Annotated in this window: 15 protein-coding genes; 5 read left to right on the top strand and 10 right to left on the bottom strand. The window is 66.0% G+C overall.

The features are described 5' to 3' along the window. Positions 1-13 precede the first annotated feature (13 nt). Positions 14-2,107: a calcium-binding protein gene (locus H162_RS0103665; protein ID WP_026354185.1), complete on the bottom strand. Its 2,094-nt coding sequence runs from the start codon at positions 2,105-2,107 to the stop codon at positions 14-16. Between the two features lie 1,162 nt (positions 2,108-3,269). On the opposite strand from H162_RS0103665, the gene H162_RS0103660 reads away from it, so the two are divergent. Beyond that, positions 3,270-4,037: a tyrosine-type recombinase/integrase gene (locus H162_RS0103660; protein ID WP_169444431.1), complete on the top strand. Its 768-nt coding sequence runs from the start codon at positions 3,270-3,272 to the stop codon at positions 4,035-4,037. Between the two features lie 288 nt (positions 4,038-4,325). Here H162_RS0103660 and H162_RS0103655 read toward each other — a convergent pair whose 3' ends face one another. Then, positions 4,326-5,717, bottom strand: a complete 1,392-nt coding sequence (locus H162_RS0103655) for a sensor histidine kinase (protein WP_020652090.1) — start codon at positions 5,715-5,717, stop codon at positions 4,326-4,328. Position 5,718: 1 nt separating this feature from the next. Beyond that, a complete protein-coding gene (locus tag H162_RS0103650; RefSeq protein ID WP_020652089.1) occupies positions 5,719-6,405 on the bottom strand; it encodes a response regulator transcription factor in 687 nt (228 codons plus the stop codon). 134 nt (positions 6,406-6,539) lie between these two features. Between H162_RS0103650 and H162_RS0103645 the strand changes: the two genes are divergently transcribed. From H162_RS0103645 to H162_RS0103635, 3 genes are all read left to right on the top strand, one after another. Then, positions 6,540-7,013, top strand: coding sequence for a Spy/CpxP family protein refolding chaperone (locus H162_RS0103645; protein WP_020652088.1), 474 nt, complete (start codon positions 6,540-6,542; stop codon positions 7,011-7,013). 21 nt (positions 7,014-7,034) lie between these two features. Further along, positions 7,035-7,895: a dioxygenase family protein gene (locus H162_RS0103640; RefSeq protein WP_020652087.1), complete on the top strand. Its 861-nt coding sequence runs from the start codon at positions 7,035-7,037 to the stop codon at positions 7,893-7,895. A gap of 77 nt (positions 7,896-7,972) precedes the next feature. Continuing rightward, positions 7,973-8,803, top strand: a complete 831-nt coding sequence (locus H162_RS0103635) for an alpha/beta fold hydrolase (protein WP_040786345.1) — start codon at positions 7,973-7,975, stop codon at positions 8,801-8,803. Between the two features lie 4 nt (positions 8,804-8,807). Here H162_RS0103635 and H162_RS0103630 read toward each other — a convergent pair whose 3' ends face one another. Beyond that, complete coding sequence (locus tag H162_RS0103630) at positions 8,808-9,059, bottom strand: hypothetical protein (protein WP_020652085.1); 252 nt, start codon at positions 9,057-9,059, stop codon at positions 8,808-8,810. A gap of 139 nt (positions 9,060-9,198) precedes the next feature. Here H162_RS0103630 and dcd point away from each other — a divergent pair, with 139 nt between their 5' ends. Beyond that, a complete protein-coding gene (gene dcd / locus H162_RS0103625) occupies positions 9,199-9,765 on the top strand; it encodes a dCTP deaminase (protein ID WP_020652084.1) in 567 nt (188 codons plus the stop codon). A 58-nt stretch (positions 9,766-9,823) separates the two neighbouring features. Here dcd and H162_RS0103620 read toward each other — a convergent pair whose 3' ends face one another. The 6 genes from H162_RS0103620 to H162_RS30030 all read right to left on the bottom strand — a co-directional run bounded on the left by H162_RS0103620 (position 9,824) and on the right by H162_RS30030 (position 16,543). Beyond that, on the bottom strand, positions 9,824-10,702 hold the full coding sequence (locus tag H162_RS0103620; RefSeq protein WP_020652083.1) for a sigma-70 family RNA polymerase sigma factor: 879 nt from the start codon (positions 10,700-10,702) through the stop codon (positions 9,824-9,826). 191 nt (positions 10,703-10,893) lie between these two features. Continuing rightward, positions 10,894-13,152 (bottom strand): arginine/lysine/ornithine decarboxylase, encoded by a 2,259-nt coding sequence (locus H162_RS0103615; protein WP_020652082.1) that lies wholly within the window; start codon positions 13,150-13,152, stop codon positions 10,894-10,896. 194 nt (positions 13,153-13,346) lie between these two features. After that, entirely contained in the window at positions 13,347-13,988 is a 642-nt protein-coding gene (locus tag H162_RS0103610) for a DUF4337 domain-containing protein (protein WP_020652081.1), read from the bottom strand. Beyond that, positions 13,985-14,476, bottom strand: a complete 492-nt coding sequence (locus tag H162_RS0103605) for a dihydrofolate reductase (protein ID WP_020652080.1) — start codon at positions 14,474-14,476, stop codon at positions 13,985-13,987. The genes H162_RS0103610 and H162_RS0103605 overlap by 4 nt, the downstream gene beginning before the upstream one ends. A gap of 148 nt (positions 14,477-14,624) precedes the next feature. Then, positions 14,625-15,419, bottom strand: a complete 795-nt coding sequence (locus H162_RS0103600; protein WP_020652079.1) for a thymidylate synthase — start codon at positions 15,417-15,419, stop codon at positions 14,625-14,627. A gap of 32 nt (positions 15,420-15,451) precedes the next feature. Further along, complete coding sequence (locus tag H162_RS30030) at positions 15,452-16,543, bottom strand: threonine aldolase family protein (RefSeq protein WP_020652078.1); 1,092 nt, start codon at positions 16,541-16,543, stop codon at positions 15,452-15,454. Positions 16,544-16,584: the final 41 nt, after the last annotated feature.

Here is a 16,584-nt window from a genome sequence, read left to right as displayed (position 1 = left end):
CGCCGCTTCCAGCTTACACAAAGATGAAATCGTTTGCGTTGATGTCCGTCGATGGAATGCCGGAGAGGAAAATCAGGCCGGCGCTGGATTCGATCTGCGTGCTGCCGAACTGGTCGGTGATCGTCAGGTCCGCGAAGCTCAGGCCGCTATTCCGGAGGTCGAGCAATTCGAGGCCGTCTTCGAAGTCCTGGACCACCGCGAAGCCCCAGGCCGTGCCGAAAGCGAACAAGTCGATGCCGGCCCCGCCGCTGGAAATGTCGCCCGCGGAGCCGCTGCGCAAGATGTCGTTGCCGTCGTCGCCGGACAGGAAGGCGCCGAAGGAATCGTTACCGATCAGGATGTCGTCGCCGTCGCCACCGCTTGCGCTGCCGCCGTCGCTGCTGGCCAGGGTCAAGGTATCATTCCCCGCGTCGCCGAACAGGCTGTCGACGCCAAACCCGGGACCGCCATCGATGGTGTCGTTGCCGGCTCCACCGTGCAGCTCGTCATCGCCTTCGAGGCCGGACATCTGGTCGTTTCCGCCGGCGCCGAAGATCACGTCGTTGTCTGCGGTGCCGACCAGGACGTCGTCGCCATCGGTGCCGACCTGGATGAACCTGGTCGCGCCGCCGAAATCGTCGACGGTGAAGTCGTGGGTGCCCGCGAAGCGGATGGCCATGTCAGTGTTGTCGAGCACGCCGTTGTCGTTTTCGTCGGCCAGCAGCCAGGTAAAACCGCTGCGTGTCGTATACATCATGTCGGTCGCCCCATTGCCGCCACCGACCAGTGCTGCACCCAGGACGGGATTAAGGGAAACCTCGCCGCGGAAGACCAGGTCGACATTCCGCAGTTCCAGCTCGTCGCCGCCGTCGACCCCGGCGCCTTCGAAGTCGTGCACGGTATCGAACGCGCCGAAGCTCGAGCTCGGATTGAACCCGAGGAAGAACTCGAACTCGTCATCCCCGCTACCGCCGGTCAGTTGATCCGTACCGGCCTCGCCCATCAGGAGGTCATCCCCCGCGCCACCGTCCAGTGTGTCGTTACCGTTCATGCCGAACAGTTCGTCGTTGCCGGCCTCGCCTCGCATGACGTCATTGCCGTCGCCGCCGAAAAAATCGTCGTTGCCGAGGCCTCCGGACAAGGTATCGTTGCCGGCGTCGCCATCGAGCGTATCGTTGCCGTCGCCGCCCGATGCGGTATCGTTGCCGTCGCCGCCTGCCAGCTGGTCTCGCCCGGCGCCCCCGTTCAGGATGTCACTGCCGGCGTCTCCGCGGAGGATGTCGTTGCCCGCGCCCCCGTTGATCGTATCGCTGCCATTGCCGCCCGACAGGCCGCCGTTGAAAAAATCGTTCCCATCGCCGCCGTCGATCAGGTCGTTTCCATCGCCACCGGAAATCCCGTCGTCGCCTGCCCCACCATTGAGCACATCATTGCCGCCGAGCCCGAAAATCCGGTCGTTCTCGATGCCGCCATTCAGCGTATCGTTGCCTGCGGTGCCGCGAATCACGAATTCGGTGGAGACGAAATCGCTCTTGAGGAAGTCGTGCTGGCCATCGAACAGGACGTTGAAGTCGTTGGTGTCGAACACCCCGTTGTCGTTCGAATCGGCCAGCAGCACCGTGGAACCGCCGCTATGTGCGTAAAACACCTCGGTAAATCCATTATTGGCAAACGGTAGGGCCGATCCCGGCGCCGGCATGGTGGCGAGCCTGCCCTCGAAGACCATCAGCCTCTGCATATCGAAGGGCAGGGACAAACGCAGCAAATCGCCGCCGATCGCGCCTGCGCCGGCGAAATCGGTGACGCGGTCGCGCAAGGTCGCCGTCGAATGCCCGCCGCTGCCGACGTCCCAGGCGAAGGTGTCATTGCCTGTGCCTCCACTCAATACGTCGGCGCCAAGCAGTCCGAAGAAACTTTTGTCGCCGCTTAGGACGTCGTTGCCGTCGCCCCCGTTCAACTGGTCGTTCCCATCGCCGCCTTGCAAGGCGTCATTGCCCGCGGCGCCGTTGAGGACATCATCGCCCCCGACGCCGAGCAGGGTGTCATCGCCGCCCAGGCCGTCGATCACGTCCGCATCCTCGGTACCGATCAGAAAATCATTATCATTAGTGCCTGTAACCTGAGCCATCATTATTCTCCCTCTTGGCAATTCGCGTCCCGGACACTTGGGGGACGGATGAAAGATCAGCAGGACCGATGTCGCATTGCGTGGCGCATTCGCGCCCGCACGGCCGCATCAGCAGCTGGCGTCGTGACTCAAACCATGGATCTCTTCGGTGCGGGAAATATTCGAACCGTGCTCATCATTAGCGCACGCTTCATTTTATTACTTTTGCTCGCAAACGTAAGTTAACTGCTCGTGCGTGCGGGTGTGTGCAGCGAGGACACGATGGCGACTGCGGAACCTGCTGCATGGACATCGTTTGTCGAGAAGATGAAGCTATATGACGATGGGACGGTGAATATTGAAGACTCGCAAGTACGTCCGACAGGGAAGGCCGCGTCATGTTTCGCGTTCTCTGCGCTGCCGCGATCGCTGCCAGCAGCCGAAGGCCGAGCTTGTTGCCCGCTACGGCGTCATCAGCATTCGCCGCTCGAGAACGGACGAGACCGGCGCGTTTGCGCTGGCGTTCGGAGCGTCGCTGGGTGGACCGAATAGCGGCGCGCGGCATGCTCCAGGTATGGCCGGTAGCGAACTCCCTGTCCAGTCGCGGCGACCGTCGACCGGGGCGATGATCGGCTGTCCCGATCCTTGTCCCGCCAACGCGGCAAGGGGAGGGAGGGGACATATCCATCGCCTGCGCGTCCTATATAAACGCAATTAACGGAAAGAGAGGGCGCCTGAACGGAAAGCGGACGCGGCCTGTTCCTATTTTCAAAAAGCGCAATTAACGGAAAAGTAGGGGCCGTACACCAGCAGAATCGGCGCCATACCACCAGCCCGCTATATTTCGAAAAACGCAATTAACGGAAAGAGAGGGGCACGACCCCAGGAAAACCGCGACCAGGAAAACACTTGCGTTAATTGCAATTATCTTGGGCTCGCCACGTCGCCGCGATGTCACGGACCATGCCTGGGTTGTGTTCGCTATATCCATAATAATCAAACACTTAGAAACAATATTTCTCACATTTCCCGTAAAAATTGGCGTAAACTTCACATATCGTACTTACTGATATAGCCAACAGGAGCGTGCACAATGAAGCCGGTGAGAAAGCTACTACTGGATTATTCAGTCGGAGCAGGCAAGGACTACAGAGACTCGTCCCTGACTGTATTCGAGGCCATCTTGAACAAGCTCGAATCGCTGGCCGATGAAGCGAACGAAGACCTTCTCCATGCCTCGCCAATGACGATCAACCGGTTCTTGAGCAATCAGAAGAACCTGAATACGGCGAAGCGTTACGCCTGCTTCCTGGATGACTTCTACGCGTACCTGGTGCATGCGGGCGCGCTCAAGGTGTCGCCGGCATTCCGTCTGCGCGACCGCTACAGCTATCCCGAGAAACTCGCTGCAACGACCGGCTTTGCCAACGAGGAGGAGGAGCGGGCTTTTCTGGCTGCATTGCCGACGCCACGAACCTGGAAGAAAACCCGGGATGCCGCCTTGCTGGCGCTCTCCCTGGGCACCGGGTTGAAGTTAAAAGAAACGATCCACCTCGATGCGAAGGATGTCTTCCTGCGGGAGGTCGCACCGATCGTCATGGTGCACCATCGCCACCTGAGCCGCGCGGTTCCTATTCGCGAAGCCGCCGTTCCCTTCGTCGAACAGTGGTTCAAGGCCAGGGAAGAAGCGGGCCTGGGCGCCCTGAAGGAATTCTTTCCCGCGTCGTCCGAAGGCGGGCGTCTTGCGCCGTCCACGGTCTGGCGCCAGGTCCGGAAAGTGCTCGAACGTGCGGGGCTGGATCACCTGACCCACCTCGGCATCTCCGCGCTGCGCGTGAGCTACGCCCGGATCGAGGCCGAGCATGGGCTGACAGTCCCCGAACTGCAGCACCGCCTGGGGCACGTGCGTGAAACCAGCACGGTCTATCTGCTCAAGAACGGAGGCCGATGACGCCGGATGAAAATGTCGCGTAAGCCACCCTGCGTTGTCCGGAAGCGCAGGCCATCCTGGCGCCGGGGAGGTGGTCCGCCGGGGGAACGCTGACGCTCACGAGCTCCGCGGGCAAGGATGTCTTCGGAATGCCACGCACCAGTCCCGGCCTGCAGCCTGTTTCGAACTTCCCCCGGGATGGCGCGGCGGCGGCATTGCAGAAATGTCACCAGGACGTGGGCAGCCGGCCAGTGCGCGGGGCGCGACTCGATGCAGCCGGCGCCGCCCGTCCCTTCGTCCAGCCCGATCTCATGCGCGCGGCAAGGTGATCGTCACCGCCAGGCCGCCGTCCCCGCGGTTCGCCGCGCGGATCTCGCCGCCATGCGCGTGCACGACGCGCTGGGCGATCGCCAGTCCCAGTCCATGTCCATCGACCGCGGCGCCGGTCGGGTTGGCGCGGTAGAAGGGCTGGAAGATGTTGCCTAGCTCGGCTGCCGGAATGCCCGGACCCCGGTCCAGGACCTCGACCCGGGCGCTCTGGTGGTCCATGCCGACCAGGACCCGGATGACGCCGCCGGCGCCATACTTGAGCGCATTGCGCACCACGTTCTCCAGCGCGCTCCAGAGCAGGTCGGGATCGCCCGCGACCGTCACGCTTTCCGCTTCCACCAGGATGCGCGGATCGCCCGCGCGCGGCCCGGCATCGCCGGCCTCGAAGCGCGCGTCCTCCACGATCGCGTCGACCAGTTCGGCCAGGTCGACCGGTTCGCGCCGCGCGATGCCGGTGGCGGCCTCCAGCCGCGACAGGGTCAGCAGTTCGCCGACCAGCTTGTCCATGCGGATGCTCTCGCGCTCGATCCGCTCCAGCGACGACCCGATCTTTTCCGGCTGCTGGTGGGCCAGGCCGACCGCCGCCTGCAGCCGCGCCAGCGGCGAGCGCAGCTCGTGCGAGACGTCGTGCAGCAGGCGCCGCTGGCCGTCCATCAGGGCCCGCAACTGGCCGCTCATGCGGTCGAAGTCGCGTCCGAGGTCGCTCAATTCGTCGCCGCCCGTGGGACGGGTTCCGAAGCGCGGCGCCAGGTCGCCCGCGGCGGCCGCCTCGAAGGCCCCGCGCAGGGCGCGGATCGGCCGCGAAAAATACCAGGCGAGGAGGGCGGCGAACAGCAGGCTGGCCAGGATCGCCGCGACGATGCCGGCCACCTGGCCGACCCGGCGTCCGAATCCCGGATCCATGCCGGGCAAGAGGCCCGGGATCGGACCGTCCGGCCGGCCGCGGCCACGGGCTTCGGGCGGCGGACCGCCGAACTGGCGCGACACGAAGGCGGTATAGCGGGCGCCGTCCGGTCCGACCAGCCGGCGCGCGCCGCGCACCTGGTCGCCGCTGCCCAGCTCGCGCTCGACTTCGCCGAGCAGCTCGCCCGGCACGGTGCGCCCCCGCAGTTCGCGGAGGCTCTCGTCCAGCACGAACAGTTGCGGACGCCGGATCTCGCCCAGCATGTCGCGCAGCGCGGCCGCGCCGCCGTGCTTCAGGGTGGCCGCCGCGGCGTCGAGTGCGATCGCGGCCGGCGGTCCGGTGTCGAGCACCGGCACCTGACGCTGGCGCGCCTGGTCGCGCAGCCAGAACGCACCGCCGATGCCGATGGTGGCGGCGACCTGGGCCAGCAGGATCGACAGGAAGAACTTCCAGAACAAGCGCCCCATGCTAGTCCCTGATCAACTGGTAGCCCTGGCGGTAGATCGTCTGCAGGCAGGAGCGGCCGTCGGACAGCGGCCCCAGCTTGTGGCGCAGGCTGCTCAGGTGGACATCGATGTTGCGGTCGAAGCGGGCCAGCGGGCGGCCCAGGCCCTGCTCGGACAGCTCGTTCTTGCTCACCGGGCGGCCGGCGTTGCGGGCCAGGACTTCGAGCAGGTTGAATTCGGTGCTGGTCAGGTCCAGCGGCGCGCCGTCCCAGGTGGCGCGCCGCTGCTCGGGCAGCATGGTGAGCTTGCCCACGGTGAGCACCACGCCGGGGCCGTTGTCCGGCGCGGCATTGGTGCGGCGCAGGATCGCGCGCACGCGGGCGGTCAGCTCGCGCGGCGTGCAGGGCTTGGCGACATAGTCGTCGGCGCCCAGTTCCAGGCCGAGGATGCGGTCGGCATCGTCGCCGCGCGCGGTCAGCATCAGGATCGGCATCCGGCTGGCGGCGCGGATCTGGCGCAGGGCGTCGATGCCGCTCATGCCCGGCATCATCACGTCGAGGATGGCGATGGCGTGATGGCCGGCCAGCGCTTCGCGCACGCCGTCCTCGCCGTTATGGACGCAGGAAACGCTGAAACCCTCCTGTTCGAGGTATTCAGCAAACATTCCGACAAGTTCGACGTCATCGTCGATCAGTAATACATGGCTCATGGCGCAAGGATAGCAAAGTGCGCCGCCTATCCAAGTTGTTGCACAGGAATATTTACGTGGATTTACCTTGCTTGTAAGCGCTTTACATGGCCGGGCCAGAGAATGGCGGCTCCGATACACACGAGGACACCACCATGACACTGACTTCCCTCCGCGCCGCGGCCGCCTTCGCCGCCTGCCTTCTCGCCACCCCGGCCGTGCTGGCCCAGCCGATGCCGCCGGGCGGCGACGCGCGTCCGGGCCAGGACGGTGCACCGTCGGAAGGGCGTGCTCACGAGCGCCGCGGCCCGGGCGGCCTGCCGCATCTGCGCGGCCTCGACCTGAGCGAAGCGCAGCAGGACCGCGTGTTCGCGATCCTGCACGAGCAGGCGCCGAAGCAGCGCGAGCTCGACAAGACCGAACGCAAGGCGCGCGAAGCCCTGCGCGCGCTGCGCGGCGCCCCGCAATTCGAACAGTCGAAGGCCGCCCCGCACGCCCAGGCGCTGGGCCAGGCGATCGCCGACCAGGAAATCCTGCGCCTGCGCACCGACGCCCGGATCATGGCGCTCCTGACCGCGGAGCAGCGCGAGCAGCTCAAGAAGCCGCAGCAGCGCGGCGCCCGCCAATAAACCGGACAGCACGGAGACCCCATGGACTACCACGATCACGGCCTTGCCCTCGACCTCGAGAAGATGCTGGCCCAGCCCGCCAGCCGCCGCCAGTCGCTGCGCTGGCTGTTCGCCGGCGCGGCCGCGGTGCCGCTGGCCAGCTGCGGCGGCAGCGGCGCCGACAGCGGCTTCGGCATCTCGACCTCGACCACCACCGGCAGCACCGGCACCAGCGGCACCGGCAGTACCAGCGCCGCCTGCGCGGTGATTCCCGAGGAAACCGGCGGCCCGTATCCGGGCGACGGCAGCAACCGCAACGCCAACGGGGTGGCGAACGCGCTGATCCTGTCGGGCATCGTGCGCAGCGATATCCGCACCAGCGTCGCCGGCGCGAGCGGCACGGCGCCAGGCGTGCCGCTGACCATCCGCCTGCAACTGGTGAACGTCGTCAGCGACTGCGCGCCGGCCACCGGCGCCGCGGTCTACCTGTGGCACTGTACCCGCGAGGGCGGCTACTCGATGTATTCGAGCGGGATCACGAACGAAAACTACCTGCGCGGCGTGCAGGAGGCCGACAGCCAGGGACTGGTCACGTTCACGACGATCTTCCCCGGCTGCTACGACGGACGCATGCCGCACGTGCACTTCGAGGTCTACCCGACCCTGGCGAAGGCGAACAGCGCATCGAACCGCATCAAGACTTCGCAGTTCACCTTCCCGATGGCGAGCCTGAACGAGGCCTATACGGCGTCGGGCTACGGCACCAGCGCGAGCAACCTGGCGCGCATCAGCTATGCGACCGACAACGTGTTCAGCGACGGCACGGCGCTGCAGATGGCGAGCGTAACAGGCAATGCCAGCCAGGGCTATGTCGCGACCATCACAGTAGGGGTTTCCCTCTAAAGGAGGTCCGCGGGCCGGCGAGTCCCATTACAATGGTCCGCCGTGATCCACCACTGGCCGCGCGCCGGCCCTAGTCCATGACCAAACCCTTGCTCCATTTCGCCCATGGGAACAGCTATCCCGCCGGTACCTACAGCCGCATGCTGGACGCGCTGCGCACCCACTACGAGGTGCACGCCTTCGACATGCACGGCCACGATCCGCGCTACCCGGTGGGCGATGGCTGGCATGGGCTGGTGGAGGAACTGATCGCCCACCTCGGCAGCTACGGGCGGCCGGCGATCCTGGTCGGGCACTCGCTGGGAGGCATGCTGAGCATGATGGCGGCGAAGCAGCGGCCGGACCTGGCGCGCTGCGTCGTGATGCTCGATTCCCCGGTGGTGGCGGGCTGGCGCGCCTTCGTCTGGCGCCTGGCCAAGCTGCGCGGCTGGGGCTCGCGCTTTTCGCCGGCGCGCTTCTCGGAGCGGCGCCGCATCCACTGGCCCGACCGCGCGGCCGCCTACCAGCATTTCATCGCCAAGCCGATGTTCCAGGCCTGGGCGCCGGGAGCCTTGGACGATTATCTCGACCATGGCCTGAAGCCGCATCCGGAAGGGGTGGAACTGCGCTTTTCGCGCGAGGTCGAATCCGAGATCTACAACACGCTGCCGCACCACATGGGCGCCGTGATCCGGACGCCGTTCCCGGTGCCGGTCGGCTTCATCGCGGGTACCCATTCCGAGGAGCTGCGCCAGGCCGGGCTGGCCGCCACCCGCAAGCTGGTCGGCGACAGGCTCGTGACGATCGAGGGCAGCCACCTGTATCCGCTCGAAAAGCCGGCCGACACGGCGCTGCTGACGCACGAAATGATCGTGCGCCTGCTGGGCGAAGCGGTGGCCCGGCCGCTTAGGGTGGCCGAGGCGGGCTAGCTTGCTACTGGCTGTTCATCGGGCGCGGGGCCGCATCCATGGCGTCGCGCGCCTCCTGCGCGCCGACCGTCTTCAGCATGCGGTCGGTACCCTGGCGTTTCGGGATGCGCGAACCCGTCATCAGGTTCTCGTCCGGCGTCACGGCCGCGAGTTTCGGGTCGGCGGCCACCGCCGGCGCCTCCGTGGTGGGGGCGGTGCTGCAACCGCCGAGGATCAGCAAGCCCGCTACCAGCAAGGCCTTTGATGCATGGTGCATGTGTGTCTCCAGTCGATGAGTTAAGCACTCCCATCGTACAAACAAATTGCCATGCTGGCAACACCAATCTCCCCGGGGAGACCGGCGTTGCCATTTCGCGTAAAATCGCTGGATTTTCTCCCAGCCTGGAATTCAGACAATGACAATCAAGAGCGATAAATGGATCCGCCGCATGGCGGAGGCAACCGGCATGATCGAGCCCTTCGAACCGCAGCAGGTGCGCGAACAGGATGGCCGCAGGATCATCTCGTTCGGTACGTCCTCGTATGGCTATGACATCCGTTGCGCGGACGAGTTCAAGGTGTTCACGAACATCAACAGCACCATCGTGGATCCGAAGAATTTCGACTCGAATTCCTTTGTCGACGTGAAGAGCGACGTCTGCATCATTCCGCCGAATTCGTTCGCGCTGGCCCGCACCATCGAGTACTTCCGCATTCCGCGCAACGTGCTGACGGTCTGCCTCGGCAAGTCGACCTATGCCCGCTGCGGCATCATCGTCAACGTGACCCCCTTCGAGCCGGAATGGGAAGGCTACGTGACCCTGGAATTCTCGAACACCACGCCGCTGCCCGCCAAGATCTATGCCGGCGAAGGCTGCGCCCAGGTGCTGTTCTTCGAAAGCGACGAGGTCTGCGAGACCTCGTACAAGGACCGCGGCGGCAAGTACCAGGGCCAGCACGGCGTCACCCTGCCCAAGGCCTGATCGCGGCCGGCGGCGCGCCCGGGCGCCGGCCCGCCGCGCCGCTCCCCCGGGGACGGCCTCAATGCCGGGCGAAGGATGCCCGGTCGAGGTGCCCGAGCTTGTCGGGATTGCGGGTCACGTAGATCCCCTTCACCTTGCCGCCATCGATTTCCAGCGCAATGGTCTGGAGCATGTCGTCGTTCTCGGCGCTGACCCTTCCGGGTAGCCCGTTGATGGTGGTGTCGCACAGCACCTCCGCCGTATCCCATCCCGCCTTCGAGGACATTGCTCCCAGCAGGCGCGAGACCTTGTCCGGACCCACGATCGGATTGACCACCGCCTGGCGCTTGCCGCCGCCATCGCCGTAGAACACGACGTCGTCCGCCAGCAGGCGCTTGAGCTGGCCCAGGTCGCCATTGCGCGAGGCGGCGAAGAAGGCCGCGGCGATTTCCTTCTGCTGGTCCTCGGCCACGGGGAAGCGCGGGCGCGCGGCCTGCACGTGGATGCGTGCGCGGCTGGCCAGCTGGCGCGCGGCGGCGCTCTCGCGGCCGATGGCGTCGCCCACCTCGTTGAAGTCGAGCTCGAACACGTCATGCAGCAGGAAGGCGGCGCGCTCGAGCGGCGACAGGCGTTCCATCGCCAGCATCAGGGGCAGGGTGATGTCGTCGCTGTCGTCGTCCGGATCGATGAAGGGTTCGGGCAGCCAGGGGCCGATGTATTCCTCGCGCTTGACGCGGGCCGACTTCAGCACGTCCAGGCACAGCCGGGTGACGGTGCGCACCAGGAAGGCTTCGGGTTCCAGTACGGCATCGCGGTCGGCCGCATGCCAGCGCAGCCAGGCGTCCTGCACCACATCCTCGGCCTCGGCGACCGAGCCCAGCATGCGGTAGGCGATCCGCTGCAGGCGACGGCGGCGGGAGGCGAAGAAACCGGTGTAATCGAAATCGAGGGTGTCCATGCGGCGGGAGCTTACCGCAGGTGTGGGCTGTTCGCTACTGCGCAATGGGAGAGGCAGGGGCTCGGCGGTGGCGTGCATGGCGTCCTTGGAAGCTGGGGATACAGCAAGGACGAGCGGGAGGCGGCGATCGTGACATCGGGCGCAAAAAAAAGCCCGGAACGCATCCGGGCCTGTCATCCAGCCAGGGCGGCTTACGCGTCCTGCTTCACGCAATCCACGAAATACCCCAGCTTGCCGTCCACCACGCGCCGGACCAGCCCGTGCACGTCGGTCTCGAAGCCCGGGAAGCGCTCGTTGAAGTCGCGTGCGAAGCGCAGGTAGTCGACGATGGTCCGGTTGAAACGCTCGCCCGGGATCAGGAGCGGAATGCCCGGCGGATAAGGCGTCAGCAGGATCGCGGTGATGCGGCCTTCCAGCTCGTCGATCGCGACGCGCTCGATCTGGCGGTGCGCCATCTTGGCGAAGGCGTCCGACGGCTTCATCGCGGGCACCATGTCCGACAGGTACATCTCGGTGGTCAGGCGCGCCACGTCGTACTGCTTGTAGAAGCAGTGGATCTCGGTGCACAGGTCGCGCAGGCCGCGGCTTTCGTAGCGCGGGTTGGCGGCCGCGAACTGCGGCATCACGCGCCACATCGGCTGGTTGCGGTCGAAGTCGTCCTTGAACTGCTGCAGCGCCGTCACCAGGGTGTTCCAGCGGCCCTTGGTGATGCCGATGGTGAACATGATGAAGAAGGAGTACAGGCCGCACTTCTCGATGATCACGCCGTGCTCGGCCAGGTACTTGGTCACGATCGAGGCCGGGATGCCGGTCTCGCCGAACTTGCCGTCCAGGCCCAGGCCCGGGGTCACGATGGTGGCCTTGATCGGGTCGAGCATGTTGAAGCCCGGCGCCAGCTTGCCGAAACCGTGCCACTCGTCCTCGGCGTGGATCATCCAGTCCTTCTGCTCGCCGATGCCTTCTTCCGACAGCACGTCCGGGCCCCAGACCTGGAACCACCAGTCCTGGCCGAATTCGGCGTCCACCTTCTTCATGGCGCGGCGGAAGTCGAGCGCTTCCAGGATCGATTCCTCGACCAGGGCGGTGCCGCCCGGGGCTTCCATCATGGCCGCGGCCACGTCGCAGGAGGCGATGATCGAGTACTGCGGCGAGGTCGAGGTGTGCATCAGGTAGGCCTCGTTGAAGGCGTCCTGGTCCAGCTTGACCGTTTCCGATTCGCGCACCAGCACCTGCGAGGCCTGCGACAGGCCGGCCAGCAGCTTGTGGGTCGACTGGGTCGAGAAGATCATCGACTGCTTGGCGCGCGGACGGTCGCGGCCGATCGCGTGCATGTCACGATAGAAGTCGTGGAAGGCGGCGTGCGGCAGCCAGGCTTCGTCGAAGTGCAGGGTGTCGATCTTACCGTCCAGCATTTCGCGCAGGGTCTCGACGTTGTACACCACGCCATCGTAGGTCGACTGGGTGATGGTCAGGATGCGCGGCTTCTTGTTGACGGCGTCGCGCGCGAACGGATTCGCCTCGATCTTGCGGGCGATCGACTCGGGGGTGAACTCTTCGAGCGGGATCGGGCCGATGATGCCGAGGTGGTTACGGGTCGGCATCAGGAACACGGGGATCGCGCCGCACATGATGATCGAGTGCAGGATCGACTTGTGGCAGTTGCGGTCCACGACCACGATGTCGCCCGGCGCCACGGTCGAGTGCCAGACCATCTTGTTCGAGGTCGAGGTGCCGTTGGTGACGAAGTAGCAGTGGTCGGCGTTGTAGATGCGCGCGGCGTTGCGCTCGGACTTGGCCACCGGGCCGGTGTGGTCGAGCAGCTGGCCGAGTTCCTCGACCGCGTTGCAGACGTCGGCGCGCAGCATGTTCTCGCCGAAGAACTGGTGGAACATCTGGCCGATCGGCGACTTCAGGAAGGCCACGCCGCCCGAGTGGCCCGGGCAGTGCCACGAGTAGGAGCCGTCATAGGCGTAGTTCACCAGCGCGCGGAAGAATGGCGGCGCCAGGCTGTCCAGGTAGGCCTTCGCTTCGCGGATGATGTGGCGCGCGACGAATTCCGGGGTGTCCTCGAACATGTGGATGAAGCCGTGCAGCTCCTTCAGGATGTCGTTCGGGATGTGGCGGCTGGTGCGGGTCTCGCCGTAGATATAGATCGGGATGTTGGAGTTCTTGTGGCGGATCTCCTGCACGAAGGCGCGCAGGCCGGTCAGCGCGAAATTCGTCTCTTCGAGGGTGCCGCCGCCGAATTCCTCGTCGTCGATCGAGAGCACGAAGGCCGAGGCGCGCGACTGCTGCTGGGCGAACTGCGAGAGATCGCCATAGCTCGTCAGGCCCAGGACCTCCATGCCTTCCTGTTCCATCGCGGCTGCAAGGGCGCGAATGCCGAGACCGGAGGTGTTCTCCGAGCGGAAGTCCTCGTCAATGATGACGATGGGGAAACGAAATTTCATGGACAGCTCCAAAGCGAAGCGCCGTGCAAGCGGCTGGTCTCACCGGGCATTCCGGCAGGCCCGGCCGCCGCGCACGGCACCAAAAAAAAGAAGAAGCGGATTTTCGCAGAAATTGCGGACTTCGGTGCAAATTATTTTGCTAGGTTAACCACAGTCGGCAAATGCTGGCGCACATGAGCGGCCGCGCGGGCGGACTAGGTGTCCAGCCGCCGGCCCATGCGCCGGAATACTTCGGTCAGGGCGGCGGCGCCCAGGGCGCTGAGCAGCGGAATCGGCGACAGCATGGAGGGCGCCGTGTGCAGGGCGGCGAAGATCCCCAGCGTGATGCCGAAGGCGGCCACCGCGCAGGTCAGGGTCAGCAGCCAGGTGCGGCGCGCCAGCAGGGTGATGGCGGCCAGCGAGATCGCGATCTGCTGGGCCACCGAGGCCGCCGCCCATTGGCGCTGGCGGTGCAGCTCGTTCTCGGCGCGCTGGTTCCACTCGGTCGACGAGGCTTCCCAGCGCTCGGCTTCCTTGCGGATCACTTCCTTTTCGGCCTGGTAGCGCGCGACTTCGTCGCGGTAGCGCAGGTGGTTCACGCCCGGCAGGTTCGACGCCAGTTCGGCCAGGTTCTGCTTGTTCGACTTGGCCTGGTAGTGGCTCCAGGCGTTGGCGGCGCTGGTCTTGTCGATCGCCGCGCTGGTCTTGTACATGGCGGCGTCGTTGTGCGAGGCGCTGCCCAGGAAAGCGAACAGGGTGCCGAGGGTCGCCAGCACGGCGATCAGGACCGCGACCTTGCCGGCGAAGCCGTCGCCGCCGCGCGAGCCGGGCGGACGGACCGGCTGGCCGGAGGTCAAGGACCCTCCCTGCGGGCATAGGTGACGAAGGCGTAGTCGTAGCCGCCGGCGTCGGAATGGTGGGTTTCGCGCGCGGTTTCGACCCAGGCGGCGGGATCGATGGCCGGGAAGAAGGTGTCGCAGCGGAAGCTGTGGGCGATGTGGGTGACGATCATCTCGTCGGCCACGTCCATCGCCTCGCGGAAGACCTGGGCGCCGCCGATGATGCTGGCCGGCTCGCCGCCGAGCAGCGCGACCGCGGCCTCGAGCGAGGGCGCGGTCTCGACCCCTTCATGGCGCCAGGCGCTGTTGCGGGTGATGACGATGTTGCGGCGCTTGGGCAGCGGACGTCCGATGGAATCGAAGGTCTTGCGGCCCATGATGATGGGCTTGCCGAGCGTGACGCGCTTGAAATGGGCCAGGTCTTCGGGCAGGTGCCAGGGGAGCTGGTTGTCGACGCCGATGCCGTTCTGGGCATCGACCGCGACCACGAGGGCAAGACGGGCCATCAGCGCACCTTTGCTGCGTTGGAGTGGGAAGTCGCGGTGATGCACATGGTCAAGTCCTCGCATTCATAATGATTCAACTAACAAATGTTGTCGCCTCGCAAGCCCGCTGTCAAGCCGGGATGCCGCCTTGTTGTGCATCCCTGACGTTTCAGACCGCGACCGGCGCCTTGATCGGCGGATGCGGATCGTAGCCGCTCACCTCGAAATCCTCGAAGCGGTAGTCGAACAGCGAGTCCGGCTTGCGCTTCAGGACCAGGCGCGGCAGTTCGCGGGTCTCGCGCGACAGCTGCAGGTCGACCTGTTCCAGGTGGTTCGAGTAGAGGTGGCAGTCGCCGCCGGTCCAGACGAAGTCGCCGACCTCGAGGCCGGCCTGCTGGGCCATCATGTGGGTCAGGATCGCGTACGAGGCGATATTGAACGGCACGCCCAGGAAGATGTCGGCGCTGCGCTGGTACAGCTGGCAGGACAGCCTGCCGTCGGCCACGTAGAACTGGAACAGGGCATGGCAGGGCGGCAGCTTCATCTGCGGCACGTCGGCCACGTTCCAGGCCGAGACGATCATGCGGCGCGAGTCCGGATTGTTCCTGATCTGGTCCAGCACCTGCGCGATCTGGTCGACATGCCCGCCATCGGGCGTCGGCCAGTTGCGCCACTGGTAGCCGTAGATCGGACCCAGGTTGCCGTTCGCGTCGGCCCATTCGTCCCAGATGGTGACGCCGTGTTCCTTCAGGTAGGCGACGTTGGTCGAACCCTGCAGGAACCAGATCAGCTCATGGATGATCGACTTCAGGTGCACCTTCTTGGTGGTCAGCAGCGGGAAGCCCTGCTGCAGGTCGAAGCGCATCTGGTAGCCGAACACGGACAGGGTGCCGGTGCCGGTGCGGTCGGTTTTGACGGCGCCGTGCTCTTTCACATGGCGCATGAATTCAAGGTATTGGCGCATTACATTCCTTCTATGAAGCCCGCCATTGTAACTCAGGCAGCATGGCCCAGGCGGTCGGCGAATGTCGCCAGGGCCGCGCGCAGCGTGTCGTCGGCCATGGCCAGCAGGTTGTCGCCGACATGGATCTCGGCCACGCTGGCCGCCGCCAGCGCGCCGTGCGCCGCCCGGTTGAACATCCAGATGCCTTCCTGCGCCGCCAGCGCATCGCGGATGGCGAGCGTGCGCTCGCGCCCCACCGGCAGGTGCAGGTGCAGCATGCTGGCCTGGGGCGCGGCCGGGTTGACCCGGATCTGCGGATGGGCGCGCAGGGCCTCGTAGAAGAACTGCGTGCGGCGGAAGTAGTCGGGCATCGCCGCCAGCCGCGCATCGAACTGCATCGCCGCCGCTACCACGTAGGGCGAGCGGTGGATCACGTTGCCGCCTTCGCGCCGGAACCACTCCGCGGCGCGCGCCACGAACCCGCGGCTGCCGGCCAGCATCGCCCCGCCCAGGCCGCCGATGCCCTTGTACAGCGAGACATAGACGGAATCGAAGCCGGCCGCGATCTCGGCCACGCCGCGGCCATGGCCGGCGGCCGCTTCCCACAGGCGGGCGCCGTCCATGTGCAGGTGCGCGCCGCGCGCGCGGCAGTGGGCCTTGATCGCTTCCAGCTCGTCCCAGGACGACAGCTGGCCGCCGATCTCGCGCATCGGGATCTCGAGCCCGACCGCGCCGAGGCGGTCGGGAATCGCCTCCAGGTCGGCCACGGTCCAGGGACGGTGGCGGTCGCCGGCCTGCAGCGCGTCGAAATGGCCGAGCAGCTGGTAGTTGGAGCGTTCGTGCACGAAGATGTGGGAGGTCGGGTGCAGCGCGGCCAGGCGGCTGCCGCGGTCCTCGCAGGCCAGGCGCAGCGCCGTGACCTGGGCCATGGTGCCGCTGATGCAGAACACCGCCGCCTCGAAGCCCAGCAGGCTGGCCACCTTGCGCTCGAACTGCTGGAGCAGGGCGCCGCTGCCGTAGACGTCGTGCTCGACGTCGTGCTGTTCGCACCAGGCGGCTATGGCCGCGTACATCTCGGCCGGACGGCGCACGCGGTGGCCGGGGATGATGGTATGGCTGCGGCGCAGCAGGTCGGATTCGTTCAAGGCGGACTCCTTGGGCGGGAGCCCGCTACTGTACACCGAAA

The sequence above is a fragment of the Massilia niastensis DSM 21313 genome, from assembly GCF_000382345.1.
GTDB classification, from domain to species: Bacteria; Pseudomonadota; Gammaproteobacteria; order Burkholderiales; family Burkholderiaceae_D; genus Telluria; species Telluria niastensis.
Note: the sequence above shows the minus strand (reverse complement) of the source record. Positions and strands in the feature narration are given on the sequence as shown.

What these genes read in the sequence shown, in the direction of transcription:
- H162_RS0103645 (WP_020652088.1), top strand. Translation starts at nt 6,540, where the DNA reads ATGACACTGACTTCCCTCCGCGCCGCGGCCGCCTTCGCCGCCTGCCTT.
- H162_RS0103665 (WP_026354185.1), bottom strand. Translation starts at nt 2,107, where the DNA reads ATGGCTCAGGTTACAGGCACTAATGATAATGATTTTCTGATCGGTACC.
- H162_RS0103615 (WP_020652082.1), bottom strand. Translation starts at nt 13,152, where the DNA reads ATGAAATTTCGTTTCCCCATCGTCATCATTGACGAGGACTTCCGCTCG.
- H162_RS0103635 (WP_040786345.1), top strand. Translation starts at nt 7,973, where the DNA reads ATGACCAAACCCTTGCTCCATTTCGCCCATGGGAACAGCTATCCCGCC.
- H162_RS0103655 (WP_020652090.1), bottom strand. Translation starts at nt 5,717, where the DNA reads ATGGGGCGCTTGTTCTGGAAGTTCTTCCTGTCGATCCTGCTGGCCCAG.
- H162_RS0103600 (WP_020652079.1), bottom strand. Translation starts at nt 15,419, where the DNA reads ATGCGCCAATACCTTGAATTCATGCGCCATGTGAAAGAGCACGGCGCC.
- H162_RS0103605 (WP_020652080.1), bottom strand. Translation starts at nt 14,476, where the DNA reads ATGGCCCGTCTTGCCCTCGTGGTCGCGGTCGATGCCCAGAACGGCATC.
- H162_RS0103640 (WP_020652087.1), top strand. Translation starts at nt 7,035, where the DNA reads ATGGACTACCACGATCACGGCCTTGCCCTCGACCTCGAGAAGATGCTG.
- H162_RS0103650 (WP_020652089.1), bottom strand. Translation starts at nt 6,405, where the DNA reads ATGAGCCATGTATTACTGATCGACGATGACGTCGAACTTGTCGGAATG.
- H162_RS0103630 (WP_020652085.1), bottom strand. Translation starts at nt 9,059, where the DNA reads ATGCACCATGCATCAAAGGCCTTGCTGGTAGCGGGCTTGCTGATCCTC.
- H162_RS0103620 (WP_020652083.1), bottom strand. Translation starts at nt 10,702, where the DNA reads ATGGACACCCTCGATTTCGATTACACCGGTTTCTTCGCCTCCCGCCGC.
- dcd (WP_020652084.1), top strand. Translation starts at nt 9,199, where the DNA reads ATGACAATCAAGAGCGATAAATGGATCCGCCGCATGGCGGAGGCAACC.